The organism is Anoxybacillus mongoliensis (genome assembly GCF_014201515.1).
Lineage (GTDB): Bacteria > Bacillota > Bacilli > Bacillales > Anoxybacillaceae > Anoxybacillus > Anoxybacillus mongoliensis.
In genome coordinates, this window is the sequence record NZ_JACHEQ010000002.1 from 184,105 (window position 1) to 208,385 (window position 24,281).

31 protein-coding genes and 1 other annotated feature are annotated in these 24,281 nt (G+C 42.4%); of the genes, 4 read left to right on the forward strand and 27 right to left on the reverse strand.

Translation table 11 applies throughout. The annotated features are described in order from the left end of the window. Nucleotides 1–48: 48 nt before the first annotated feature. Nucleotides 49–321, reverse strand: a complete 273-nt coding sequence (locus HNR43_RS03000) for a post-transcriptional regulator (protein WP_343055721.1) — start codon at nt 319–321, stop codon at nt 49–51. 91 nt (nt 322–412) lie between these two features. On the opposite strand from HNR43_RS03000, the gene spoVB reads away from it, so the two are divergent. Next, complete coding sequence (gene spoVB, locus HNR43_RS03005) at nt 413–1,936, forward strand: stage V sporulation protein B (RefSeq protein ID WP_183241165.1); 1,524 nt, start codon at nt 413–415, stop codon at nt 1,934–1,936. Here spoVB and HNR43_RS03010 read toward each other — a convergent pair whose 3' ends face one another. Then, complete coding sequence (locus HNR43_RS03010) at nt 1,937–2,590, reverse strand: DUF421 domain-containing protein (RefSeq protein WP_425486517.1); 654 nt, start codon at nt 2,588–2,590, stop codon at nt 1,937–1,939. It lies immediately after the preceding gene. A gap of 84 nt (nt 2,591–2,674) precedes the next feature. On the opposite strand from HNR43_RS03010, the gene HNR43_RS03015 reads away from it, so the two are divergent. Beyond that, a complete protein-coding gene (locus HNR43_RS03015) occupies nt 2,675–3,049 on the forward strand; it encodes a TIGR04086 family membrane protein (protein WP_183241170.1) in 375 nt (124 codons plus the stop codon). Nucleotides 3,050–3,074: 25 nt separating this feature from the next. Here the strand turns inward: HNR43_RS03015 and yajC are convergent, their stop codons facing one another. The 14 genes from yajC to nadB all read right to left on the reverse strand — a co-directional run bounded on the left by yajC (nt 3,075) and on the right by nadB (nt 14,932). After that, a complete protein-coding gene (gene yajC / locus HNR43_RS03020) occupies nt 3,075–3,338 on the reverse strand; it encodes a preprotein translocase subunit YajC (protein WP_183241172.1) in 264 nt (87 codons plus the stop codon). A gap of 14 nt (nt 3,339–3,352) precedes the next feature. Next, nucleotides 3,353–4,492, reverse strand: coding sequence for a tRNA guanosine(34) transglycosylase Tgt (gene tgt, locus HNR43_RS03025; protein ID WP_183241175.1), 1,140 nt, complete (start codon nt 4,490–4,492; stop codon nt 3,353–3,355). A gap of 20 nt (nt 4,493–4,512) precedes the next feature. Next, the gene (queA, locus tag HNR43_RS03030) at nt 4,513–5,544 is read right to left on the reverse strand and encodes a tRNA preQ1(34) S-adenosylmethionine ribosyltransferase-isomerase QueA (protein ID WP_183241177.1); all 1,032 of its coding nucleotides are present in this window, start codon (nt 5,542–5,544) and stop codon (nt 4,513–4,515) included. A 24-nt stretch (nt 5,545–5,568) separates the two neighbouring features. After that, complete coding sequence (locus tag HNR43_RS03035) at nt 5,569–5,775, reverse strand: DUF2905 domain-containing protein (RefSeq protein WP_032100191.1); 207 nt, start codon at nt 5,773–5,775, stop codon at nt 5,569–5,571. Next, on the reverse strand, nt 5,772–6,770 hold the full coding sequence (gene ruvB / locus HNR43_RS03040) for a Holliday junction branch migration DNA helicase RuvB (protein ID WP_183241179.1): 999 nt from the start codon (nt 6,768–6,770) through the stop codon (nt 5,772–5,774). The genes HNR43_RS03035 and ruvB overlap by 4 nt, the downstream gene beginning before the upstream one ends. 16 nt (nt 6,771–6,786) lie before the next feature. Next, the gene (gene ruvA / locus HNR43_RS03045) at nt 6,787–7,380 is read right to left on the reverse strand and encodes a Holliday junction branch migration protein RuvA (RefSeq protein WP_183241181.1); all 594 of its coding nucleotides are present in this window, start codon (nt 7,378–7,380) and stop codon (nt 6,787–6,789) included. Nucleotides 7,381–7,490: 110 nt separating this feature from the next. Then, nucleotides 7,491–7,937 carry an intercompartmental signaling factor BofC gene (locus tag HNR43_RS03050; RefSeq protein ID WP_246346224.1) on the reverse strand — a complete coding sequence of 149 codons (447 nt, stop codon included), beginning with the start codon at nt 7,935–7,937 and terminating at the stop codon, nt 7,491–7,493. 67 nt (nt 7,938–8,004) lie between these two features. Further along, nucleotides 8,005–8,742: a YebC/PmpR family DNA-binding transcriptional regulator gene (locus HNR43_RS03055; protein WP_183241186.1), complete on the reverse strand. Its 738-nt coding sequence runs from the start codon at nt 8,740–8,742 to the stop codon at nt 8,005–8,007. Between the two features lie 84 nt (nt 8,743–8,826). After that, the gene (locus HNR43_RS03060) at nt 8,827–9,522 is read right to left on the reverse strand and encodes a YhcN/YlaJ family sporulation lipoprotein (RefSeq protein ID WP_183241188.1); all 696 of its coding nucleotides are present in this window, start codon (nt 9,520–9,522) and stop codon (nt 8,827–8,829) included. A 77-nt stretch (nt 9,523–9,599) separates the two neighbouring features. After that, nucleotides 9,600–10,340, reverse strand: a complete 741-nt coding sequence (gene nadE / locus HNR43_RS03065) for an NAD(+) synthase (protein WP_183241190.1) — start codon at nt 10,338–10,340, stop codon at nt 9,600–9,602. A 75-nt stretch (nt 10,341–10,415) separates the two neighbouring features. After that, complete coding sequence (locus HNR43_RS03070; RefSeq protein ID WP_183241192.1) at nt 10,416–11,321, reverse strand: SafA/ExsA family spore coat assembly protein; 906 nt, start codon at nt 11,319–11,321, stop codon at nt 10,416–10,418. Between the two features lie 135 nt (nt 11,322–11,456). Then, nucleotides 11,457–12,560, reverse strand: coding sequence for a quinolinate synthase NadA (nadA, locus tag HNR43_RS03075; RefSeq protein WP_183241193.1), 1,104 nt, complete (start codon nt 12,558–12,560; stop codon nt 11,457–11,459). 12 nt (nt 12,561–12,572) lie between these two features. Then, nucleotides 12,573–13,403: a carboxylating nicotinate-nucleotide diphosphorylase gene (nadC, locus tag HNR43_RS03080; protein WP_183241194.1), complete on the reverse strand. Its 831-nt coding sequence runs from the start codon at nt 13,401–13,403 to the stop codon at nt 12,573–12,575. Continuing rightward, a complete protein-coding gene (gene nadB / locus HNR43_RS03085) occupies nt 13,400–14,932 on the reverse strand; it encodes an L-aspartate oxidase (protein WP_183241195.1) in 1,533 nt (510 codons plus the stop codon). The genes nadC and nadB overlap by 4 nt, the downstream gene beginning before the upstream one ends. A gap of 92 nt (nt 14,933–15,024) precedes the next feature. On the opposite strand from nadB, the gene HNR43_RS03090 reads away from it, so the two are divergent. Together HNR43_RS03090 and HNR43_RS03095 are read left to right on the forward strand one after the other, a co-directional pair. Next, nucleotides 15,025–16,161 carry an IscS subfamily cysteine desulfurase gene (locus tag HNR43_RS03090; RefSeq protein WP_183241379.1) on the forward strand — a complete coding sequence of 379 codons (1,137 nt, stop codon included), beginning with the start codon at nt 15,025–15,027 and terminating at the stop codon, nt 16,159–16,161. Further along, nucleotides 16,158–16,691, forward strand: a complete 534-nt coding sequence (locus HNR43_RS03095) for a transcription repressor NadR (protein WP_183241196.1) — start codon at nt 16,158–16,160, stop codon at nt 16,689–16,691. Before HNR43_RS03090 ends, HNR43_RS03095 begins: the two co-directional genes overlap by 4 nt. A gap of 12 nt (nt 16,692–16,703) precedes the next feature. On the opposite strand, the gene pheA is transcribed toward HNR43_RS03095, so the two are convergent. The 11 genes from pheA to minC all read right to left on the reverse strand — a co-directional run bounded on the left by pheA (nt 16,704) and on the right by minC (nt 24,225). Continuing rightward, nucleotides 16,704–17,567, reverse strand: coding sequence for a prephenate dehydratase (gene pheA / locus HNR43_RS03100; RefSeq protein ID WP_183241199.1), 864 nt, complete (start codon nt 17,565–17,567; stop codon nt 16,704–16,706). Between the two features lie 14 nt (nt 17,568–17,581). After that, complete coding sequence (locus HNR43_RS03105; protein WP_183241201.1) at nt 17,582–18,022, reverse strand: ACT domain-containing protein; 441 nt, start codon at nt 18,020–18,022, stop codon at nt 17,582–17,584. 22 nt (nt 18,023–18,044) lie between these two features. Continuing rightward, entirely contained in the window at nt 18,045–19,331 is a 1,287-nt protein-coding gene (gene obgE / locus HNR43_RS03110; protein WP_183241203.1) for a GTPase ObgE, read from the reverse strand. A 32-nt stretch (nt 19,332–19,363) separates the two neighbouring features. Continuing rightward, nucleotides 19,364–19,906 (reverse strand): Spo0B C-terminal domain-containing protein, encoded by a 543-nt coding sequence (locus HNR43_RS03115; RefSeq protein ID WP_246346225.1) that lies wholly within the window; start codon nt 19,904–19,906, stop codon nt 19,364–19,366. A 92-nt stretch (nt 19,907–19,998) separates the two neighbouring features. Then, a complete protein-coding gene (rpmA, locus tag HNR43_RS03120; RefSeq protein WP_003396301.1) occupies nt 19,999–20,289 on the reverse strand; it encodes a 50S ribosomal protein L27 in 291 nt (96 codons plus the stop codon). Nucleotides 20,290–20,302: 13 nt separating this feature from the next. Then, complete coding sequence (locus HNR43_RS03125) at nt 20,303–20,638, reverse strand: ribosomal-processing cysteine protease Prp (protein ID WP_183241208.1); 336 nt, start codon at nt 20,636–20,638, stop codon at nt 20,303–20,305. Nucleotides 20,639–20,648: 10 nt separating this feature from the next. Beyond that, entirely contained in the window at nt 20,649–20,957 is a 309-nt protein-coding gene (gene rplU, locus HNR43_RS03130; RefSeq protein WP_003396311.1) for a 50S ribosomal protein L21, read from the reverse strand. A gap of 14 nt (nt 20,958–20,971) precedes the next feature. Beyond that, nucleotides 20,972–21,050, reverse strand: a sequence feature (ribosomal protein L21 leader region). Between the two features lie 44 nt (nt 21,051–21,094). Continuing rightward, nucleotides 21,095–21,958, reverse strand: coding sequence for a M50 family metallopeptidase (locus HNR43_RS03135; RefSeq protein WP_183241210.1), 864 nt, complete (start codon nt 21,956–21,958; stop codon nt 21,095–21,097). Then, a complete protein-coding gene (locus HNR43_RS03140; RefSeq protein WP_183241212.1) occupies nt 21,951–22,679 on the reverse strand; it encodes a peptidoglycan DD-metalloendopeptidase family protein in 729 nt (242 codons plus the stop codon). The genes HNR43_RS03135 and HNR43_RS03140 overlap by 8 nt, the downstream gene beginning before the upstream one ends. 86 nt (nt 22,680–22,765) lie before the next feature. Then, a complete protein-coding gene (gene minD, locus HNR43_RS03145) occupies nt 22,766–23,572 on the reverse strand; it encodes a septum site-determining protein MinD (protein WP_183241214.1) in 807 nt (268 codons plus the stop codon). Nucleotides 23,573–23,574: 2 nt separating this feature from the next. Beyond that, complete coding sequence (minC, locus tag HNR43_RS03150; protein ID WP_221248154.1) at nt 23,575–24,225, reverse strand: septum site-determining protein MinC; 651 nt, start codon at nt 24,223–24,225, stop codon at nt 23,575–23,577. Nucleotides 24,226–24,281 lie beyond the last annotated feature (56 nt).

Sequence of the window (24,281 nt, forward strand, 5' to 3'; positions counted from 1 at the left end):
ACAAATTATGAATGACAGTACACTTTCTGTCAATTTACAAACAAACAATTAAAACAATTGTTGTAATTCCGAAAGCCCTTCTTCTGTAAACCAACGATCGTGTTTTTGCTCCTTTTGGACAACATACGCCATATAATCGCTTGCACGCAACGATAAAACGTCGTTTACAAACTCATACAACCGCTTCTCTTCTTTGTTTTTTTTCCATTTTTTAACCATTAAACAATTCCATACATCTTCAATCGTTGCTTGCTCATAACCGAGCAACTTTAACTCATCTACTTTACTTTGTAGCGCTGGCATTAATTGTTCTCGATCCACATTCATCTCCTCCATTTTGTCATGCTTGGCCAACATGTGCATATATTTCATTGTATAAAAGATGACCTCATTTGAGAAGGTAGGGAGGAACATGTCCAAATTTTTGAAAGGAACGATCATTTTAATTGTTGCAGGATTGTTAACACGCATACTTGGTTTTATTAATCGCATCGTCGTTGCTCGTCTCATTGGTGAAGAAGGCGTCGGTTTATATATGATGGCAGTTCCGACACTTGTATTAGCGATTACGATTACACAGTTCGGCCTCCCTGTCGCTATTTCAAAGCTTGTCGCCGAGGCAGAAGCGGTGGGCGACAGACGAAAAGTAAAAAAAATATTAGTTGTATCTTTATCCATTACAATTGTTTTAAGTGTCATCTTCTTCCCAGCCCTACTCGCCATCGCTCCCATTCTTTCTAACACATTGTTTACAGATGCGCGCGTTTATTACCCGCTCGTTGCCGTTGCACCGGTCGTCCCAATTGTCGCTGTGTCTTCCGTTTTGCGTGGATATTTTCAAGGAAGACAACAGATGAAACCATATGCGTATTCTCAATTACTTGAACAGGCAGTGCGCATCACGCTTATCGCTGCTTTTACAACCGCTTTTTTGCCATATGGGGTTGAATATGCAGCAGCAGGGGCGATGGTTTCTGCAGTCGTTGGGGAGTTTGTATCACTCGGTTATTTATTCATTACGTTTAAACGAAAAAAACCGATTCGCATTCGTTATCGCTTTTTCGCTTACGTAAAAGAAGGAAAGGATACGTTCGTTTCACTCATGCGCATTGCTGTGCCCACGCTTGGAAGCCGAATGATTGGATCCATCGCTTGGTTTTTTGAACCGATTGTTGTTGCACAAAGTTTGGCTCTTGCCGGCATCACTGCCATCCATGCGACAAAACAATACGGCGAGCTTACTGGGTATGCGCTGCCCCTTTTGATGCTTCCATCATTTATTACGTATGCGCTCGCCACTTCACTCGTTCCGGCTATTAGTGAAGCGGCTGCTCAAAAACAATATCGTCTAATCGAGTATCGCCTACATCAATCTGTACGGTTATCACTTTTAGCCGGGGGACTGTCTATTGTTGTGTTGTACGTATTGGCAGAAGAAATGATGCAACTCATGTATGGGGCAAATGAAGCGGCGATTTTTGTCAAAGTGATGGCCCCGTTTTTCATCTTTTATTACTTACAAGGTCCGTTGCAAGCTGTATTGCAAGCGCTCGATTTAGCAAAAGAAGCAATGACAAATAGCTTGATCGGTGCTATCGTCAAAACAGCGCTTATTTTTTGGCTCGCCTCCCAACCATCGCTTGGCATCATGGGGGCTGCGCTAGCTATCACGGTTGGTATCATGATTGTTACATTGTTACATGCAGCAACGATCATGAAAGCCATTTCGCCTTCTTTGCACGTAAAACTATATGTCGCGCATTTCATCGTCATCGTTTCTGTGGCGACGGTTGGGCATTGGATCGTTCCGTTTTTACCATTTTCATTGCTTGTCAAAACCATTGTCGCCATCACGATCATGACGTTCATATATCTCACTCTCGCTCAAGCGTTTCGCCTAATTGAAAAAGATGAGTTTCGCCAATTGTTCCGATAGTCACTCATCTTTTTCGTCAATATAAAACATTCCATTTTCATATGTACAATACGAAATGTTATCAATCCGCTCATATCCGCGCTTTTTTAGTTGCTTCATTAACCATGCACTCGTTCGATTGATGAGCGCTAAATGTTCTTCTTGAATAATACCGTCTTTAATAAGCGGCAGCGCTAAAGACGGTGTTTTCTTTTTTCCTTTTTCTTTTTCAAATACGGACAGTTTGCCAGACGGCTCTAAAATGGCAAATTCGACATCCGCAATGTTTTTAATATTTTTTTCACGCAATTGAATAAGCAAATCATCAAAGTTGTATCGTTGTTTTCGCATCGCTTTTTCATCAATTTTTCCGTTGTTAATAATGACCGTCGGTGACCCATCAACGAGACGACGAAACATTTCGCTTTTTAAAGAAAAATATGCAAAAGCAATCTGGGCAATCGTCAATACAATCATCGGCACAATCGTGTGAAAAATCGGGTCTCTCGGCTGTTCAATCGCAATGACTGCCATTTCCCCAATCATGATAAAAACAACTAAATCTAAGATGCTCAACTCGCCAATTTCTCTCTTTCCCATGACACGAAAAATAAATAAAATAACGCCATACAACAATAACGTCCGTAAAATAATCGTTACGTACTCCACGACGATTCCCCCTTCTTTGTTCTACGTTTTTATTCTAAACAAATGGACGACCGAATATGTTTGTACTAAATGCAGGAAGGAGGGGGACGAATGATTCGCGCTATTTTTCATGGGGTCATAACGATTTTTATAAGCTCTATCTTATGTAGCTTTATATTCGCTCTTTTGTTGAAATTGACAAGTTATGATGAAACATCATTGCAATGGGTCATGCACGGTCTCGCATTTTTATCGTTATTTTTTGGTGGGTTTATTGCAGGTGGAAAAGGGAAAGAGCGCGGTTGGATGCTTGGTGGAGCAACTGGCATCATCTTTACAACAATCATTTTTTTATTTCAATTTCTCGGCATGGACCGAACGTTTTCAATCGAACAGTGGGGATACCACGCAGGGTTTCTCGTCACAGCCATCATCGGCGGGATGATTGGTGTTAACGTAGCGACATCTCGTTCACGAAGCGCATAAAAATAAGACAGGCAACAAACCTGTCTTATTTTTCATTCACGACTTCACGAATGGCTGCACGGTCGTATGTAAGACGTGAGCCGTCACCCGCGCGAATGACGACCGTATTTTCATCAAGTGAATCGATGATGCCGTGCAATCCGCCAATCGTAATGACTTTGTCTCCTTTTTGCAAGTTCGCCTGCATTTGTTGAACAGCCTTTTGACGTTTTTGTTGCGGACGGATTAGCAAAAAGTAAAAAATCGCAAACATTAAAATGATTGGTAGTAAGCTTGCTAAGTTTTGCATATTTTCACCCCTTTCTAAAAGTTTTTCGCATTCGGCTTATTAAAACCATATTGTTCAAAAAACTGCTCACGGAAATCACCAAGACGATCTTCGCGAATCGCTTGTCGCACTTGCTCCATTAATTTTATCAAAAAGTACACGTTATGGTAAGATGTAAGGCGGATACCAAACGTTTCATCGCATTTAATTAAATGGCGAATATATGCACGCGTATAATTGCGGCACGTATAACAATCACAGTTTGGATCAAGCGGTGAAAAATCACGCGCATATTTGGCGTTTTTGATGACGACGCGACCTTCACTTGTCATGACCGTTCCGTTACGACCAATGCGCGTCGGTAACACACAGTCAAACATATCAATACCACGAATCGCTCCGTCAATGAGCGAGTCTGGTGAACCGACACCCATTAAATAACGCGGTTTATTCGCTGGCAATAACGGCGTTGTAAATTCTAATACGCGATTCATCACTTCTTTCGGTTCGCCAACAGACAAGCCACCGACCGCATATCCTGGGAAATCGAGAGACACTAAATCTTGCGCACTTTGTTTACGCAAATCTTCAAACTCGCCACCTTGGACGATGCCAAATAAACCTTGCTCATTCGGGCGCTGATGCGCTTTTAAGCATCGCTCTGCCCAGCGGCTCGTTCGCTCAACTGACCGCTTCATATATTCATACGTTGCAGGATATGGTGGGCATTCATCAAACGCCATCATAATATCAGACCCAAGCGCATTTTGAATTTCCATTGCTTTTTCTGGTGATAAAAATAATTTATCGCCATTCAAATGATTTCGGAAATATACGCCTTCTTCTTCAATGCGGCGAAATTCGCTTAAACTAAACACTTGAAACCCACCAGAGTCCGTTAAAATGCCACGATCCCAGTTCATAAATGAGTGGAGACCACCGGCTTCTTTGACGATGTCATGCCCTGGTCGGAGCCATAAATGATACGTATTGCTTAAAATGACGCCTGCTCCCATTTCCTTTAATTCTTCGGGCGAAAGCGTCTTTACAGTCGCAAGTGTACCGACAGGCATAAACATCGGTGTTTCAAACGAGCCATGCGGCGTATGAAGAATGCCGAGACGCGCTCCCGTTTGTTTACATGTTTTAATGAGTTCGTAACGAATTGGTGTCACATATAGTCCCCTTTCTCAACTTATATAATAAGCATCGCATCGCCGAAGCTAAAAAATCGGTAACGCTCTTTTACTGCTTCTTCGTAAGCGCGCAACACATGCTCTCGACCTGCTAACGCACTAACGAGCATAATGAGCGTTGACTTTGGCAAATGGAAATTTGTAATCATTCCGTCAATGGCACGAAACGTATAGCCCGGATAAATAAAAATATCCGTCCAACCGCTTTCAGCAACAAACGTGCCATCGTGACGGGATGCGATCGTCTCCAATGTACGTGTTGAAGTCGTCCCGACAGCGATAATGCGTCCGCCTTTTGCTTTTACATCGTTAAGCAAGTTCGCAGTACCTTCTGACATTTGATAAAACTCTGCATGCATGTCATGTTCTTCAATGTTTTCTACGTTCACCGGGCGAAACGTCCCTAATCCGACGTGCAACGTAATGAAAGTAAGATGTACCCCTTTTTTCCGTACATCTTCAAGAAGTTGTTCTGTAAAATGTAACCCTGCTGTCGGAGCCGCGGCTGAGCCCGCTTCACGTGCATAAACCGTTTGATATCGTTCGCGGTCATGAAGTTGTGCTTTAATGTACGGAGGAAGCGGCATTTCGCCAAGCGACTCAAGTACTTCAAGAAAAATGCCATCATATGAAAACGAAAGAATGCGTCCCCCGTGTTCTAGCTCTGCTACACATGTTGCACGTAAACGACCATCACCAAATGAAAGCGTCGTTCCGACTTTTACACGCTTCGCTGGCTTGACAAGCGTCTCCCATTGATCGCCATCAAGCTGTTTTAATAAAAGCACTTCAATATGTGCCCCTGTCCCTTCTTTTTCTCCGTACAGACGAGCTGGCAATACGCGCGTATCGTTCAAAACAAGGCAATCGCCTTCTTTCAAATAAGATAAAATGGAACGAAATGTTGGCTCATGCGTCACTTCGCCTGTTCTTTTATCGAGCACCATGAGACGTGACGCTTCGCGATTTGGAAGGGGGGTTTGAGCAATGAGTTCTTCAGGCAAATAAAAATCAAATAAATCGACTTTCATATCCACGTTCCTTTCTTTATTCCATTAGCGAAAACGACCGATAATGTAAAAAATAAGCGATAAAACGACACTTAAAATGATTGATGTCATGATCGGGAAATAAAATGTTGCATTTTCTTTTTTAATGACGATGTCTCCTGGCAAACGCCCAAGTTTAATAAATTGCATCAAAAAACCGACAATGATAAGAACAACACCAATGAGCATGATTGTTTTTGGTAAGTTCGTCATTGCGGCACCTCCAAACCGAAATGGTTGTATGCAAGCGGTGTAACAATTCGTCCACGCGGTGTTCGTTGTAAAAAGCCGATTTGCAACAAATACGGTTCATATACATCTTCAATCGTTTGCGCTTCTTCCCCAATCGTTGCTGCAATCGTTTCTAATCCGACTGGCCCACCTCGGAATTTTTCCATCATGCTTTTTAGTAGTTTATGGTCAAGATGGTCTAATCCTAAACGGTCGACTTGTAATTGCTCGAGTGCTTCCTTTGCTAAAAGAAACGTAATTGTTCCATCCCCGCGCACTTGAGCAAAATCACGTACACGTCGCAACAATCGGTTTGCGATACGCGGCGTACCTCGCGAGCGACGTGCAATTTCAAACGCCGCCTCTTCCTCAATTTCTACCGCAAAAATGTGCGCTGTTCGTTTTACAATATGGGCGAGTTCCTCCGAAGTATAATATTCTAAACGACTTAACACACCAAAACGATCACGAAGCGGAGCTGAGAGTGCACCAGATCTTGTCGTTGCCCCTACGAGTGTAAATGGCGGCAAATCGAGACGTACGGAACGAGCAGCTGGCCCTTTGCCGATGACAATATCTAAACAAAAATCCTCCATTGCTGGATACAATACTTCTTCCACCGCCCGCGGCAAACGATGTATTTCATCAATAAATAGTACATCACCAGGCTCAAGCGTTGTTAAAATCGCAGCTAGATCCCCTGGTCGCTCGATCGCTGGTCCGGCTGTTGTACGCAATTGCACACCCATTTCATTTGCAATAATAGCGGCAAGCGTCGTTTTTCCAAGCCCCGGCGGTCCATACAACAACACATGATCAAGCGTCTCTCCACGCATTTTCGCCGCTTCAATAAATACGGTTAAATTTTCTTTTACTTTTTGCTGTCCAATATATTCCCGCAACTGTTTGGGGCGAAGACTGTATTCAAGCGATGCATCATCATAGTCGGCTTCGCTTGAAATGAGACGCTCTTCCATCATGCATCCCCCTTACTTACCTCAGTAGTTTTTGTAAAGCGAGCTTAATATATCCTTCTGTCGATAACCGCTCTTGTTTTAAAGTCGGCACGACTTTTTGAATTTCTTTGTCCGAATAACCGAGCGCCTTTAACGCTTCGAGCGCTTCAGAAAGCGAATCTGTCGCTTCAAACGGTTCTGTAAATAAATTTGGGAAAGCATCAGGCACAATGGCTTGCAGTTTTCCTTTTAAATCTAAAACCATTTGTCGCGCTGTTTTCTTTCCGACACCTGGAAACTTACATAAGAACTTGTCATCTTCTGCTTCGATCGCTTCAACAAGCTGTTCAAGCTGACCAGCCGCTAAAATGGCGAGCGCCCCTTTTGGTCCAATGCCTGATACTTGCAATAGTTTAGCAAATAACATTCGCTCTTGGCGAGTGTGAAATCCGTAAAGTGCAAGCACATCTTCACGTACGTACTGATATGTATAAATGATGATTTGTTCCTGTTTGTTGATTTGAAATGAAAACGGATTTGGGGTAAATATTTGATAGCCTATGCCATTATTTTCAACGACGATATATTCCGGGCAAACGTAATCAACGTATCCACGAATAAATTCAATCAACATCTCGTCCTCCTTTTCTCACGCCTTTCATTTTAACATAAGATGAGAAAAGCGGAAAGCGTAGGGTAAGGCACAATCAAACATATAAGAAAGCCCGCTGATGTGCGGGCTTATTTTCCAAACGGCTCGTACGCTTCAATGACACGTTTGTAATTTCTTTTCGAACGAACAGAAATGCCTTTTTCTAATTTCTCCCGTTCGTGACTTTCAAGTTTTTTTACATCGATTTGAAAAAACGATTGAATGACGCGAGATGATTCACCTGGCTTCCCTTCAAAAATAGAAAGTGTGCCATCTTTAGTAAGACCGAAATATCCTGCTTTCGTTAATGGGGATAAATCGTCAACATATCGTTGAAAAACAATTTGCTCGTCATCCATATTGATCAGATGCCAATCTTTATATTTGTTCCAAACGTCTTTCATCGATGTCACCGTTTCTTCCCTTATTTCCTCACTCACTTCCCCATCCATATATACTGTTTCTAAAATGATTGTCATGTGCACAGGTGGCGTATGTTGTGCAATAAATAAGCTGAACAATAGTGTAAGGATCATGATTTTCACCTCATTCATATGTTGACCATTTTCTCCAAAATTAAACGGTCTTGCTACCGCAAGACCGTTATTCTAACATGGATTCATCTAAATTATGGTAAATTTCTTGTACATCGTCATCATCTTCAAGCATATCAATCAGTTTTAACATTTTCGTTAAATCGTCACCCGTTAACGTCGTGTACGTTTGCGGAATCATTGTTATTTCGGCTGTCGCAAACGTAAATCCTTGCGCAGCTAACGTATTTTTTACTTGCTCGAACTGTTCTGGAGATGTATAAATTTCAAATGAATCTTCTGTCGTTTCCATTTCATCTGCCCCTGCTTCAATCGCTTGTAACAACATCTCATCTTCATCTATATCTAAATCTTCACGTGCGATGACTATTAACCCTTTTCGGTCAAACAAATACGAAACGCATCCTGTTTCCCCTAAGTTTCCGCCATTTTTTGAAAATGCGACACGAACGTTAGAAGCCGTCCGGTTTTTATTATCAGTTAAGCAAATAACCATGACCGCTACGCCGCCTGGTCCATACCCTTCATAACGAATTTCTTCATAATGTGTATGCTCTTGATTTCCTGTTGCTTTTTTAATTGCACGTTCAATATTTTCATTCGGCATGTTCGCTGATTTTGCTTTTTCAATCGCAAGGCGCAACGTAGCGTTTGTTGTTGGATCGCCACCGCCCATTTTTGCCGCCACATAAATTTCCTTCGCCAACTTCATAAACAGTTTTCCGCGTTTCGCATCTTGTGCGTTTTTGCGACGTTGAATATTTTTCCACTTAGAATGTCCTGCCATTCGGATCCCCTCTCATATGTGAAAAATGTCCATAAAAACTATAACAAAAATGTATAAAAAAGAACAGGGGGAGCCCCTGTTCTTTTATCCACGATTCATGAATGGACGTTCGATCACGTCGCCCATATCGTTAAATATGTCGCGAATATCACGCTCTAGTTGATCCATTGGACCACCGTCGCGAATATCGTTATCGAGCGTACGAATACGGTTGTACATGCTTTCATTTGCAACCACGCGGACATTTTTGCCCGCCGTATATGGAGCGATCGCTTGACGGACGAGACGTTCAATTTGCGTTGTATTCTTTTCTGTCGTTGATACTGCAACAACGACACGTTCCCCTGAAACGACGGCACGGGCGTCTTTTACTTTAGCAACGCTTGCAGCACGTTTCGCAATTTTTTCAGCTAACGCTCCGTTATAGTTACGGTAATACGATGGGCGCGTACGTTCATCCATCGCATTTAAATGCCCGTGATAGTTGCGATCAGCGCGACTGAAATTGCGATCCACTTGCGGTGTTCGCATCGTTTGATCCATGCCGCGATCGAGCATTTCTGTAATCGGTCCGTCGTTGTCACGCACTTGACGAACGTTTCCGTTTAGACGCTCTGTACCGTAACGGCCGTATTGAAATCCAGTCATATCGTTTTCGTTTGAGTAATATCCAATCGGACGTGCGCGATCGGTATAACGTGTATCAAACGCTTGGTTATTACAAGCAACTAACCCGCTAAGTGCGATGACTGCACTAAGAGCGAAAATTCGCTTCCGCAAAGGAAAAACCCCCTTTTTGCTTTTGTAGACTACCGTCTACATCATTAGCTTGTCGCAAAAAAGAGGTTTTATCGCTGTTAAAATTTTGGCGGGGCGATCGCTAATTGCCGCTTATGATGCGAACGTTCATGAAGCCGTTCGATAATCGCGCGGTCGCGTTCAGGAATAGGCTCGCCTTTTAAATATTTATCAATCATATCATATGTTGTACCCATTTCGTTTTCATCTGTCTGTCCTTCCCAAAGACCTGCGCTAGGCGCTTTTGTAATAATTTCTTCAGGTACACCAAGAATACGAGCCATTTCGCGCACTTCGCCTTTTGTAAAATGGACGAGCGGGACTAAATCAACGCCACCGTCACCGTATTTTGTGAAATATCCTGTATGCCATTCTGCCGCATTGTCCGTTCCGACAACAAGATAGCCGTAATTGTTAGCGACCGCATACAACGTCGTCATGCGCAACCGTGCGCGTGTATTCGCATCACCAAGGCGAGCAGCTTGCTCGTTCCATTGTCCTTTTTCTTTTAACTGCTTCTTGATTTCACCAAATAATACACGATGCGTTTCGGTTAAGTCGATGACATGATAGTCAATGCCGCAACTTTCCACAACCTTTAATGCATCTTCTTGATCTTTTGGATTGCTTTTACATGGCATAATGAGCCCTAACGAGTGATTAGGAAACGCTCGCTTAATTAAATGAGCAACAACTGCCGAATCAATGCCACCACTAATGCCGACAATGGCTCCGTTCATCCCTGCTTCTTGTACACGTTCACGAAGCCATGCAATTAATTTTTCAATTTTTTGTTCCATGTATGTACATCCCTTTCTTTTTCACATCATCATGTTCATTTTATCACACAAACAACAAAAAGAAAAAGAGGCGACTTATTGCCCCTCTTCTTCCTCACGATAAGGAACAGAAAAATATGGATTCATTCCATGCGGTTGCCCCTGCCACCCTTGTTGCCATCCGTACGGACCATATGGCATATACATTTGCTGTGGCATCATCGGCACGTTTTCACCATACATTTGTTGTGGATATGATGCTTGTTGCGATTGTTGTGAATACTCCCCTGCACCTGTTGGCATCTGCGGCATCATCGGTTGCGACTGTTGAGAATATTCACCTGTTGGCATTTGTGGCATGTATGGTGTCGGTTTCGGCTCACCACATCCGCAATCATCGTTGTTTGCCATGTTTTGTGGATATGTCCACGGCATCATTGGATACATCGGTGGAAACCACGGATAAAAACCGTATCCCGGCATGATTGGTGAAATGGGAATGCAAGGCATTGGAACAGGTTGCGGCTGTGGCTGAATCGGTTGTTGTGGTTGTTCCTGCATGATTGGCGCTTGTATTGTTGGAATCGGTGGAATGTCTGAAAATGGCGGCATTTGCATATCTTCATCAGGCTCCATCATATTTGGCATAATATTTGGCGGCTTCGGTGGCAAAAGCGGCATCTCTTGTTTCGGTTCTTCTTTTTTTTCTGGTGCCTTTGCAATTGGAATTTCTTTTGCTATCGGTTCAACGTTTTGCGGTTGTTGTAATGGTTGCTCTTTTTTGTTTACATGAATATCCACATCAACTGAAACTTTCGGTGTTTCCTTTTTGACAGGTTTTACTGGTGTGGCTGGTGTTGGTACTTTAATTTTCATACCTGGCATAATGTAATTCGGATCACTTAAATGAGCGTTCATTTTTTTTAGCTCTTCAAAATCGACCCCATATTTTTCCGCGATTTTCCAAAGCGTATCCCCTTTTTGAACGATATGAATTTTCACGTGTTTCCCCCTCCTATGTTCAGACGTGACGTGTATGTCATGTTCAGCTTGTCGCTACTAGGCTTCAACATAACTTATGAGCAGAAAGCTTTTTTTATGATAAAAATAAAAAAGACCGGCAAAAAAATGCCGATCTTATGCACGGGCTAACATGCGCTCAAGTGCTAACATTGCGCCTTCTGCGACGTCTTTTGACACGGTAATGCGGTTTACCACTTTTCCTTCAAGGAGCGATTCGAGCGCCCAAAGTAAATGCGGTAAATCAATGCGATTCATCGTTAAACATGGACACATATACGGATTTAACGACACGATTTCTTTATCTGGATGTTGCTGAATGATGCGATTCACTAAATTCATTTCTGTTCCGATCGCCCATTTGCTTCCTGCTGGTGAGTTAGCAATCGTTTCGATAATGTATTTCGTCGACCCCGCATCATCCGCTTGTTGCACCACTTCCCAGCTACATTCTGGATGAACGATAATTTTCATATCTGGCTTTGTTTTTCGAATATGTTCAATATGTTTCACTGTAAAGTTTTCATGAACAGAACAATGCCCCTTCCATAAAATTACTTTAATCTGTTGAACATCTCCCTCGTATTGTAATGTATTTGTAGCCGGGTCCCATACAGCCATTTGTTCTAGTGGAACGCCAAGATCGTATGCTGTATTTCTTCCTAAATGTTGATCAGGCAAAAAGAAAATACGTTCCTTTTGTGTAAACGCCCATGCGACCATTTTTTTCGCATTTGATGATGTCACTGTTGCCCCACCATGCAAACCGACAAACGCTTTAATCGCAGCTGTAGAGTTGACGTACGTTAACGGTAAAATCGTATCTCCGAACAATTGTTGCAATATTGGCCACGCTCGTTCAACTTGTTCAATTTCTGCCATATCAGCCATCGAACAGCCTGCACGCATATCTGGCAAAATGACGATTTGTTCGTCACTCGTTAAAATATCAGCCGTTTCCGCCATGAAATGTACGCCACAAAATACAATATATTCAGCTTCTTTATTTTTCGCTGCCACTTGCGCCAATTGTAATGAATCGCCTGTCGCATCTGCAAATTGAATGACTTCGTCTTTTTGATAATGGTGGCCTGGGATAAATAAACGAGCGCCGAGTTTTTGTTTGACACGAGCCACTCGTTCTTCCATTTCTTCAACCGACAACTGTTTATACGTCTCTGGCATCGCATCTTGTTGTTGCATCAATTGTAATACGTTCATTCTTTATTCCTCCTACTGCACGTTTAAACTAATGTCTAGCGCTTTTGCTGAGTGCGTTAACATGCCTAACGAAATGTAGTCAACCCCTGTATCCCGGTATTGTGCAATATTTTCAAGCGTAATTCCGCCTGAAGCTTCTGTGATGATCGACGATGGAACGAGTTGGACAAATTCACGAATTTCTTCTGGTGTACGGTTATCAAACATAATGATATCCGCTCCTGCTTCAACCGCTTCGATGACTTGCTGTTTCGTTTCCGTTTCTACTTCAATTTTTACCATATGACCAAGTTGGGAACGAACACGTTCTACTGCTTTTTTAATCGATCCGCAAAACGCAATATGATTATCTTTAATCATCACTCCATCATATAAACCGAAGCGATGATTATATCCACCACCGCATGTCACCGCATACTTTTCTAACATGCGAAGCCCTGGTGTTGTTTTTCTCGTATCACAAATGCGTGTATGATTGCTGTTAAGTGCTCGAACGGCTTGGTTTGTCAATGTGGCAATACCGCTCATGCGCTGAAGTAAGTTTAAAATGACGCGCTCACCTGATAAAAGGGGAATCATTGGGCCGGAAACGACAGCAATCGGTTCCCCTTTTTTCACGTGTTCTCCGTCCCGTTTATATAATTGACATACAATGGATGGGTGTAATAACTTATATCCGATCTCAATAATCGATACACCTGCGATGATTCCATCTTCCTTGGCAATAAATATCGCCCTTCCTTCATCCATCGGAGAAAAAATAGTTTCGCTCGTCATATCACGTTCTCCAATATCTTCTAAAAAAAACTGTTTGAGTAGTTCTTTTAACTTTAGCTCATTCAACGGAAGCCCTCCTTCATGAGATGCTCTGCTTTCGTGCGTATGATACGTCGCTTTTCCCAATACATTTTTTCAAACGGTTGATCGCTTCGGTAGTGAGCACCGCGACTTTCTTTTCTTTGCAAAGCCGAAGTCGTGATAAGCCATCCAACGATTAACATATATACGATCGTCCGCTTCTCATCGTCATGCTCAGGTGCCATGTTTACAAGTTCATGAATTGAATATTGTTCAAACCATTGTTTTGCTTGAAACAATTGGTCATAATCGCGAACAATGCCGACATATTGCGTCATTACATGCTGAATTTCGTCTTTCGTTGGTAACACGATACGTAAGTGATTTTCTTTTCTTTCACTTTTCTTTAACGTCCGATATTGTCCCGTTTTTTGCAATAAGTGAAAAGCCAATCTTCTACTAAAGACAAGCGCTTCAAGCAGCGAATTGCTCGCTAAACGGTTTGCACCATGTACACCTGTACATGCCGCCTCTCCAACTGCATACAATCCCGGTAACGTCGTTTCCCCATCCATATTTACCATGATCCCTCCCATTAAAAAATGGGCTCCCGGAACAACAGGGATGAGTCCACTACGCCAATCGATGTGATAGCGCTCACAAAGAGATGTGATCGTCGGAAAACGGGTTGGGAAGTGTGGAATCATAGAAATATTTAAAAATACGCGATGACCGTTTTTGATTTCATTGTCAATCGCCCGGGATACGACATCACGTGGAGCCAAATCTTTTTGTGGATGCACCCCATCCATCACTTGACGACCGTCATCGGTCACTAAAATGGCTCCCTCACCGCGCACCGCTTCGGAAATGAGACCAACCGCCTTTCCATTCACGTAAAGCATCGTCGGATGAAACTGCACAAACTCCATATCCGTAACAGCTGCACCTGCGCGATACGCCATGGCAATTCCGTCACCTGTTGCCGTTTCAACGTTCGATGTAAACGTGTACAACTGTCCAACTCCACCTGTTGCAATAACCGTTGCATTGGCGGTATACGTTCTATGTTTCGTTTGTACACCCACACAATATCCATCGGAAACGAGTAAATCAATCACAGGATCGTTTTCAATAAACGTCACGCGTCCGGAAAGCTTCTTAAATAAAAATGATACCATATTTTTCCCAGTCGCATCGCCTCCAGCATGTAAAATACGCTTCATGCGATGCGCACCTTCTTGCCCAAAAAGGAGCTGTCCACGTTCATCCACATCAAATGAAAAACCGATGTTCATAAAATGTTGAATTGCCTCACGTCCTTCTTGAACTAAAATACGTACCGCCTCATCATTATTGTGTTCACATCCTGCGATGATTGTATCTTCATGGTGAGACAACCAATGATCATTCGGATGAATGGCAGCAGCCACTCCCCCTTGAGCAAGCCAAGAATTACTTGTTTCTTTATTTGACTTCGTGAAAATAATCACATTTTTATACTCACATAAATGGTAGGCAACCATTAACGCCGCAAGGCCGCTACCAACAATAATCACATCCGCTTCACGCATGGATGTTCCTCCATTTCATACTGTCTTGACACCTATATTGACATATATTTAAACTGATGACAAGACTTTTGTTTTGGAAGTTGGTGAACGTGATGATTTATTTAGATTATGCTGCAACGACGCCAATGAGTGAAGAAGCATTAGCCGTCTATGTAGAAAGTGCAAAAAAATATTTCGGAAACGCAAGCAGTCTTCATGATATCGGAACAACGGCAAATGAGCTGCTTACCGTTTGCCGAAAACAAATCGCTCAACTCGTTGGTGGTGAAGAAAAAGGAGTATATTTCACAAGTGGAGGAACAGAAGCAAACGTTCTCGCCATTCGTTCGCTCGCTTATGCCTACTGTCATAAAGGGAAACATATTATCACTTCAACCGTCGAACACGCTTCTGTTCATGCTGTATTTGCTCAGCTTGAGCAAGAAGGATTTACCGTTACGTACGTGCCCGTTGATCGTTTCGGGCAAGTGAATATTGAAGCGCTTGAACGGGCATTGACAGAGGAAACGATTCTTGTGTCTATTCAACATGCGAATTCCGAAATCGGTACGATTCAGCCGTTAAAACGAATTGGAGAGTTATTAAAGAAAAAACAAATCATCTTTCATAGCGATTGTGTACAAACTTTTGGTAAAATACCGATAGATGTGAAACAGTTCCATCTCGATAGCATATCTATCTCTAGCCATAAAATTTATGGTCCAAAAGGGGTAGGTGCTGTTTACATGAACCCACGCGTGCGTTGGCACATGTGGCTACCAAACACAACACATGAAGGCGGATTTCGACCGGGAACTGTCAACGTGCCGGGCATCGCTTCATTTACAACCGCTGCGCTTGAAGCCGAAAACAAGCGAAAAACAGTTCAACAACACATGAGTGAATTGCGTCGGTACTTTGTTGAACAAATCGCCCAAAAACAACTGCCGATAACCGTGTTTGAGCATCCAACTGACCAATTGCCACAAATCGTTGGCTGTCTCGTTCACGGCTTTGAAGGGCAATATGTCATGTTGCACTGCAATCGTCATGGAATTGCGATTTCTACTGGCAGCGCATGTCAAGTTGGAAAACAAGCACCTTCAAAAACGATGATCGCGATCGGTAAGGAGGAAGATGAAGCGAAGCAATTCATTCGTCTATCGTTTGGTGTACGTACAACAAAAAATGATGTAGAAACGGTTGTTTCTGTACTTGAACAGCTTCAAAAAGAAAGGATGTCAACATGAAAAAAGAAAAAAAATTACTAGGGGAAGAACGACGGGCGCTTATTTTGCAATGGCTAAAGGAAAATCACCGCCCGATGACAGGCACGGAATTGGCGAATAAAACAAACGTAAGTCGTCAAGTCATTGTTCAAGATATTTCCTTATTAAAAGCAAGAAACGAACCGATTATTGCAACAAGTCAAGGGTACTTATATTTATCATCATCTTCTACTCATATGCACACGCGCGTGATCGCTTGTTGTCACACACCCGAACAGACGAAAGAAGAACTGTATATGATTGTCGACCATGGCGTCACTGTTAAGGACGTCAAAATTGAACATCCGGTATATGGTGACTTGACAGCATCCATTATGGTAAGCAATCGGTTAGAAGTGGATGAGTTTATTCGGAAAATTAACGAGACGAAATCCGCCTATTTATCTCAACTGACCGACGGCGTGCATTTGCACACACTTGAAGCCGATTGCGTAGAAAAGTTAGATGAAGCATGCGCTGCTTTAAAACAAGCAGGATTTTTGATCGAATAAAAAACATCCCTTTCACACGAGGGATGTTTTTTTCACCGTATAATACGGATAACTACCTAATAGTTGCACCGTACAGCCAAGTGCTTCTAGTTCTGCAATCGCTCCAGGGATTAAAACGTCATCCATTTTTTGATCGATATCGATGATAAAAAAGTAATTTCCAAGTCCTGTTTTCGCTGGTCGTGATTCAATTTTTGTTAAGTTGAGCTTTCGCCACGCAAACGCCGATAACACTTGATGAAGTGCTCCTGCTTGATCTTTCGGCAACATAACCATCAACGTTGTTTTAAAACCGTCTTCTTGATCTTTTACAGGCAATAAACAACGTTCACGATGCAAAACAATAAAACGCGTATGGTTGTAGTCATAATCATGAATGTTTTCTTTCGCAATCGCTAAACCGTATTGTTTTGCAGCAAGACGATTGCCAATCGCTGCGATTTTTTCATTCGGATGTTCGCTCACATATTTAGCTGCTGCACTTGTTGAAGTGACGTATTCGTACGTTGCATGCTTTAAATGGCGATGTAAAAACTTATGGCATTGTGCAATGGCGTGTGAGTGTGAATAAATGCATTCAACATGTAACCAATGTTCCAATTGGGATGGATGAACAAGCAAATGTTGCTCAATTGGTGCGATAATTTCCCCTACAATTGGCAAATTGCATTCATGAATTAAATAATCAATCGTCAAGTTGACAGAACCTTCAAGCGCATTTTCTAACGGAACGACGGCCAGCTCTACTTCACCGTCACGCACAGCGTCCATGCATTGCGGAATCGTATGATATGGAACGTTCGGGATATGAGGGAAAACGGCTTCAACAGCCGCATGCGTGAACGTCCCTTTTGGTCCTAAATATCCGATTTTCACATGTCTTCTCCTCTCTACGCCCCTGATCCAAGAATCTCTACTTTTTCAACAAAAGGTAGCTGTTTTAGTTGCGAAAGTAGCTCATCAATTGTCATCGTCATCTCGCTTGTACTGATCGATAGCGTCACATTTGCACGCCCTTGAAGCGGAATCGTTTGATGAATCGTAAGCACGTTACAGTTGGCTGCTGCAACAACGCTTAATAGCTTTGAAAGGGTGCCTGAGCGGTCTTCTAAATGGAAAAAAAGCGTAATAATTTGTTCACGAACCATCGTATGAAATGGAAAAACGGCGTCGCGGTATTTATAAAAAACGCTTCGGCTCACATCAACAAGTTGCACAGCGTCAGCGACGGAATCAACTTTTTTTCGCTCAATTAATTCTTTTGCAGCCAATACTTTTTTCATCGCCTCAGGCAATACATCTTCACGCACTAGGTAAAACTTTTTATCCACCGCACAAGCGCCCCCTTCCGCATTAATCAACAAATTCAAATTCGTAATTCAACAGCTTCACAATATCCCCATCTTTCGCTCCGCGAGCGCGCAGCGCATCATCCACCCCAAGTGAGCGCAACTGACGCGCAAAACGACGCACGGACTCTTCTCGTGAAAAATCGGTCATTTTGAACAGCTTTTCAATCTTTTCCCCTGATAAAATAAACGTTCCATCATCATCGCGCGTAATATGAAACGGGGCTTCTTCTTTTTCGAGCTTGTAAACAACGCGATGAATCGCTTCTTCTTCTTGTGGATAAAGAGGAAATTCTGGCGTCGTCTCAAGCAAATCAGCAATGGCAAATAACAGTTCACGAATCCCTTGACGAGTGACTGCTGAAATAGGGAAAATCGGCACATCTTCGTTTAATTTTTGTTTAAATTGTTGCAAATGTTCCTCCGCATGTGGCATATCCATTTTATTCGCCACAATAATTTGCGGTCGCTCTGTTAGACGTAAATTATATTGTTTTAATTCTTCGTTAATGACTACATAATCTTCGTACGGATCTCGTCCTTCGATAGCAGCCATATCAATGACATGAACGATGACGCGTGTTCGTTCAATATGACGTAAAAATTGATGACCTAGTCCAACTCCTTGATGAGCACCTTCAATGAGACCTGGTAAATCAGCCATAACAAAGCTACGACCATCTTCCGTTTCAACGACACCTAAATTCGGAACGATCGTCGTAAAATGATAGTCTGCAATTTTTGGTTTCGCTGCTGAAACAACGGACAATAGCGTAGATTTACCAACGCTTGGGAAACCGACAAGTCCGACATCGGCAAGCAGTTTTAATTCTAACGTCACGTATCGTTCTTGTCCCGGCTCACCATTTTCAGCAATTTCTGGCGCCGGATTCGATGCGGTTGCAAATCGAGTATTTCCCCGTCCACCGCGACCACCCTTTGCTACGACAAATCGTTGCCCATGTTCTGTTAAATCAGCAATGACTTCTTTCGTCTCATCATCAATAACAACCGTTCCTGGTGGCACTTTGACAATTAAATCTTCGGCGTTTTTTCCATGTTGATTTTTCGACATGCCATGTTCACCACGTGGCGCCTTAAAATGACGTTGGTAGCGGAAATCCATTAACGTTCGCAATCCTTCATCAACAACAAATACGACATCCCCGCCTTTTCCACCGTCTCCCCCTGCTGGACCGCCTTTTGGAACGTATTTTTCGCGCCGAAACGCGACCATTCCGTTTCCACCGTCGCCACCTTTCACATATATCTTCACTTGATCAACAAACATCGTTTTCCTCCTCCGATCTTTTCACCTTTTATTTAAAAAGATGAAATAGTTACACATATCGTTAGTTCGTGTTCTTGAATGACGCAATCACAAAGTGTGAGCGCATCATATTGCTTATGGTTTTGAATCCATGTTTTTACCGTCTCTAGCTGTTGGAGCATGCCACGATAATCAAAAAATAATCGTACATTTTTCTCTGTTAAATCGATCGTAATCGTTATATAGTTTTCAACATGTGGTGAACAACATTCCTCAAGCATATGTAAAAATGTTTGACACCATGTAACGAGCATATGATCATATGCATGTAATGAACGTGGCTCTCCTAACACTTCATACTCCAGTTGAATATGACGTGCTTGCCAATGGTACGTCATAAGCAATTCAGCGAACCGCTCTATTTGTAAATTCGTTAGCTTCGCTTCATTTTCTGCCTCAATGATAATTTGTTGAATGATCTCATTCACTCGATCAATCCGCTGCAAAGATAAATTTCCTTTAATTAACTGAATTTTATTGAGCCAATCGTGCCTGGAATGACGCAATGCTTCCACAACCGTCCACCGCTTCTCCATCATTCATTCTCCCATAAACAGTTTGACTATAATTATAGCATACGTGAACAAAAAGAAAACCCTAACCAAGTCGGTTAGAGTTTTCCACTTCTTTATGCTTCTTTTACAACAGGATAAACGCTCACTTTTTTACGATCGCGACCCATGCGCTCAAAACGAACGATGCCGTCAACTTTCGCGTAAAGTGTGTCGTCGCCACCGCGTCCTACGTTCAATCCTGGGTAAATTTTTGTTCCGCGTTGACGGTAAAGAATAGAACCGCCTGTGACGAATTGACCGTCTGCACGCTTCGCGCCAAGACGTTTTGCGATCGAATCACGACCGTTCTTTGTTGAACCTACCCCTTTTTTCGATGCAAAAAACTGAAGATCTAAACGCAACATGTCGTGTCACCTCCTACAACGTTTTCATCGTTATGTTGACGTATTTACCGTAATCACGCTCAATCGTTTGGAGCGACACGATCATTCCTTCAAGAAGAAGTTGCACATCGGCTAGCACTTTGGCATCTTCAATTGTCGGAAGCTCGCAATGAAGATAGCCGTCCTTTCCTTGTTGAATGATCGGTTTCACATTCGTCAAGGCGACGATTGCATTGACCGCACCAAACGAAACAGCTGATACACCTGCACATACAATATCTTGTCCACGCTTCGCAAACTGAGCGTGTCCGCTAATGGTAAAGGAACGGATCGTCCCTTCTGCCGTTCGATTAATCGTTATACGAATCATCGCTTACGCCTTATGCGTTAATTTTTTCGATGACAACTTTTGTGTATGGTTGGCGATGACCTTGCTTACGACGATAGTTTTTCTTTGGCTTATATTTGAAAACGATGATCTTCTTTTGACGACCATGTTTTTCAACTTTCGCCGTTACTGTTGCGCCAGCGACTGTAGGATTACCAACTTTTACGTTTTCGCCACCTACAAATAACACTTTGTCGAATGTTACTGTTTCGCCTTCCGCTGCATCGATTTTCTCGATGTAAATTGCTTGGCCTTCTTGCACTTTAATTTGTTTTCCACCAGTTTCAATAATCGCGTACATATTTGCACCTCCTAAATTAGACTCAGACTCGCCAGCTGCGAGGCGGTTCAAGCGAACGCTTAAATAGCCTTAGCTGAGCGGTTGTAGCACGGGTGCTACACAACATAGAAGATGATAGCATAAAAAGAAAACAATTGTCAATACATATAAATTAAATGGCCGATCGGTTCATTCGTTCGTTTCTCATGGAAATAAGCATACAACAATTCATTTTCATCGAGCTCCATTTCCATTTGATTTTTCTTTACGAGGATCGCATGTTTTTTTCCGCGATGAAACAAAAGAAGAACGCGAAATAACGGATCATTTGCATCGACGACAAGACGCTTTAACGCCCGATATTCGATTCGTTTTCCGTAGTAACGTTCAAGTAAAAAACGGATCCATACGTACGTTCGTTGCTTCCATTCAACCCAAATAGCATGTGCTAAAAAAAGACCGATAATCCATAAATTGATTTGCAACGGCACAAAAATAAATAAAGCAATAAAACATGCGATTAAAAACAAGGATGACGCATAAAGCGTTTGTTCATGCGCGCGTCGAAACGATGTACGCATTGTGCGGTAAAGGAACAATAACTTTCCTCCATCGAGCGGCCAAATCGGTAATAAGTTAATAAGTAAAATGGATAAATTGTACTCAAGCAGTTGCTTATACCACTCATCCGATAATATGTTGGCGCTATGTGCTATATATGCAATAAAAAAAATAACAATATGCTGAAATGGACCTGCCAGTATGACGATTAATTCTTCATGGAACGGACGATTCCCATGCTCATCCATCTCAGCTACCCCACCAAACGGCAAAAGTAAGATGCGTTTCACGCGCCACGAAAACAAATGTGCCGCTATAACGTGTCCAAGTTCGTGCCAAAGCACAATCCAAAACAACAAAAGGAGCATCTGAAATTGAGCAGTCATAATCGCCATAAGCGCAATGAACCAAAAAAGCGGATGAATATGAATGTTCATGAAAATAGATAACCATTTATTCAAAGGAAATCACCTGAACCGGATCAATAAAATGATCCCCTTGTTTAACAGCAAAATAAAATATACGCTTTTGATCATTCTCCTCCGCTTTTCCTACTTCTTTCCCCGCCTCAATAAAATCATATAGCTTTACAGAAATAGCTGATAATTTTCCATACCACGTTTCACTTCCATCTGCATGTTGAATAATGACTGTTTTTCCATGCGGTTCTTTCACTCCTGCAAATACGACAATCCCTTCTTCGACTGCTTTAACCGTTTCATCAGTTTCGATAACAACGCCTTGTCCATTATGTTCAAACGTTTCTACAACGCGCGCTGAAGCAGGGAAAGCATATGCTGCTGTTGTTTCTTGTTGCTTTTTTACTGGAAAAAACGCAAGAGGCTTGCCGAATGTTTTTTCATACCATTGAGCAACGGTTGCAAATTGAAAATCTTTTTCCATCACTTGTTTGACAAACGTACGAGCTCCTTCCATTCTCGGTGAGTCATATTGAAATAAAATCGCAACACTAAAAAATAATAGTGCCGCTAGGAAGCTTTTAAATAAAAATATATCTTTGCGAAACAGCGACGATTCACGCTCCCCTTCGTACGTCACAACCGTTGGACTCCCGTATTTTTCATCTTCGTTCCAATTCGTCAACATCGTTTGAACGTAACGTTCACGCTCCTTTTTCCGCTTGGCAATTCGTTTTCGAATATGTTCAATTCGATCGCTCACACTCCCACCCCTCTCGTCCTATTTGTATTATATGTATGGGGAAATCGGGAAGATATGAATGAAAAAAGCACCTCCAACCGGAAGTGCTAGCGAGCGCTAAACAATTTTCTAATTTTCGAGAAAAAGCCTTTTTGTTCTTCATCATCAAGCGACATGAGCGGCACTGATTCGCCGAGCAGGCGCCGAGCAATGTTGCGATATGCTAACGATGCTTTGCTGTTTGGGTCGAGAACAATCGGCTCACCATTGTTTGACGCTTTAATCACATGTTCGTCATCAACAATAATACCAAGTAAATCAATCGATAAGTGCATGACAATTTCATCAATATCTAACATATCATGATTTTTTAACATATGGCTACGAATACGATTAATAATTAAACGCGGTCGCTTCATATGCTCTTCTTTTTCAAGCAGACCGATAATTCGGTCAGCATCGCGAACAGCCGAAATGTCTGGCGTTGTAACAACAATCGCTTCATCCGCTCCCGCAACAGCATTTTTATATCCTTGTTCAATGCCTGCAGGACAATCAATTAAAATATAATCGTAATCTTGTCTCAAATCGTCAATGAGCTGTTTCATTTGTTCCGGCGTAACCGCAGATTTGTCGCTCGTTTGGGCAGCTGGTAATAAATACAGACGATCTTCAAACCGCTTATCTTTCACGAGCGCTTTTTGCACGGTGCAACGCCCTTCGACAACATCGACAAGATCATAAATGATGCGATTTTCTAACCCCATAATGACGTCAAGATTGCGCAAACCGATATCGGTGTCAACAAGACAGACGCGCTTTCCTAATAGTGCTAGCGCCGTTCCGAGATTTGCTGTCGTTGTTGTTTTGCCAACGCCACCTTTGCCAGAAGTAATAACAATCGCTTCTCCCACTGTCAAAAACTCCCTTCTAACCGAGTTAAATGCGGACGTAAATGCATTAATAGTTGGAGTCGATCGACAACAATTTGATCATGTTCGTCAATATAAGCACACTCCATTTCATTTCCTTCGTCAGTACGATAGTCTGGTGCTCGATTCATCACATCGCTAATGCGCAACTGTGTTGGCTTCATGACTGAAGCAGCAATGATCGCTTGACGATTTCCATCATACCCTGCATGAGCAATGCCACGTAACGCTCCTAACACAAAAATATTTCCTGTCGCAATGACGGTTCCGCCAGGATTCACATCACCGATTAAAAGCAAGTCCCCATCGATATGTAGCACTTGTCCAGAACGAACAATTTTCGCAACAGACACAATTTCATTTTTCTTTTTCCACTCCAACGCCTCTTGTTTCGTCATGACATTGCTTACAATCGAGTGGACGATTAAATTTTTTCTCATTCGGATGACGTCGCGCAATCTCTCTTCTTGTTCACGCGTCAAATATCGGTTGCCAACATGCACGTGCACCGCAACAAGCGGACCTTCCTCGTCACGGGTTGTCGTCACCAACAATTCGTCCACTTGTTTTAATAGTTCGTCATAGGCGCACGTATCATCGAGATGCAGCGTCAACCCTTCTTTCGTCCCTTTCATCGACACATATGCTCTTTTCTCTTTGCCAGCCACGACTTTCACCTCAATACATATTT

Excerpts from the sequence above, each read along its gene's own strand:
- HNR43_RS03125 (WP_183241208.1), bottom strand. The coding sequence starts at position 20,638 with ATGATTCGTATAACGATTAATCGAACGGCAGAAGGGACGATCCGTTCC.
- HNR43_RS03015 (WP_183241170.1), top strand. The coding sequence starts at position 2,675 with ATGATTCGCGCTATTTTTCATGGGGTCATAACGATTTTTATAAGCTCT.
- nadB (WP_183241195.1), bottom strand. The coding sequence starts at position 14,932 with ATGCGTGAAGCGGATGTGATTATTGTTGGTAGCGGCCTTGCGGCGTTA.
- rpmA (WP_003396301.1), bottom strand. The coding sequence starts at position 20,289 with ATGTTGCGTTTAGATCTTCAGTTTTTTGCATCGAAAAAAGGGGTAGGT.
- HNR43_RS03095 (WP_183241196.1), top strand. The coding sequence starts at position 16,158 with ATGAAAAAAGAAAAAAAATTACTAGGGGAAGAACGACGGGCGCTTATT.
- HNR43_RS03035 (WP_032100191.1), bottom strand. The coding sequence starts at position 5,775 with ATGACGAACTTACCAAAAACAATCATGCTCATTGGTGTTGTTCTTATC.
- yajC (WP_183241172.1), bottom strand. The coding sequence starts at position 3,338 with ATGCAAAACTTAGCAAGCTTACTACCAATCATTTTAATGTTTGCGATT.
- queA (WP_183241177.1), bottom strand. The coding sequence starts at position 5,544 with ATGAAAGTCGATTTATTTGATTTTTATTTGCCTGAAGAACTCATTGCT.
- nadE (WP_183241190.1), bottom strand. The coding sequence starts at position 10,340 with ATGGAACAAAAAATTGAAAAATTAATTGCATGGCTTCGTGAACGTGTA.
- obgE (WP_183241203.1), bottom strand. The coding sequence starts at position 19,331 with ATGTTTGTTGATCAAGTGAAGATATATGTGAAAGGTGGCGACGGTGGA.
- spoVB (WP_183241165.1), top strand. The coding sequence starts at position 413 with ATGTCCAAATTTTTGAAAGGAACGATCATTTTAATTGTTGCAGGATTG.
- nadA (WP_183241193.1), bottom strand. The coding sequence starts at position 12,560 with ATGAACGTATTACAATTGATGCAACAACAAGATGCGATGCCAGAGACG.
- rplU (WP_003396311.1), bottom strand. The coding sequence starts at position 20,957 with ATGTACGCGATTATTGAAACTGGTGGAAAACAAATTAAAGTGCAAGAA.
- HNR43_RS03115 (WP_246346225.1), bottom strand. The coding sequence starts at position 19,906 with ATGGAGAAGCGGTGGACGGTTGTGGAAGCATTGCGTCATTCCAGGCAC.
- ruvB (WP_183241179.1), bottom strand. The coding sequence starts at position 6,770 with ATGGAAGAGCGTCTCATTTCAAGCGAAGCCGACTATGATGATGCATCG.
- minC (WP_221248154.1), bottom strand. The coding sequence starts at position 24,225 with ATGAAAGGGACGAAAGAAGGGTTGACGCTGCATCTCGATGATACGTGC.
- HNR43_RS03055 (WP_183241186.1), bottom strand. The coding sequence starts at position 8,742 with ATGGCAGGACATTCTAAGTGGAAAAATATTCAACGTCGCAAAAACGCA.
- HNR43_RS03090 (WP_183241379.1), top strand. The coding sequence starts at position 15,025 with ATGATTTATTTAGATTATGCTGCAACGACGCCAATGAGTGAAGAAGCA.
- HNR43_RS03050 (WP_246346224.1), bottom strand. The coding sequence starts at position 7,937 with ATGATCCTTACACTATTGTTCAGCTTATTTATTGCACAACATACGCCA.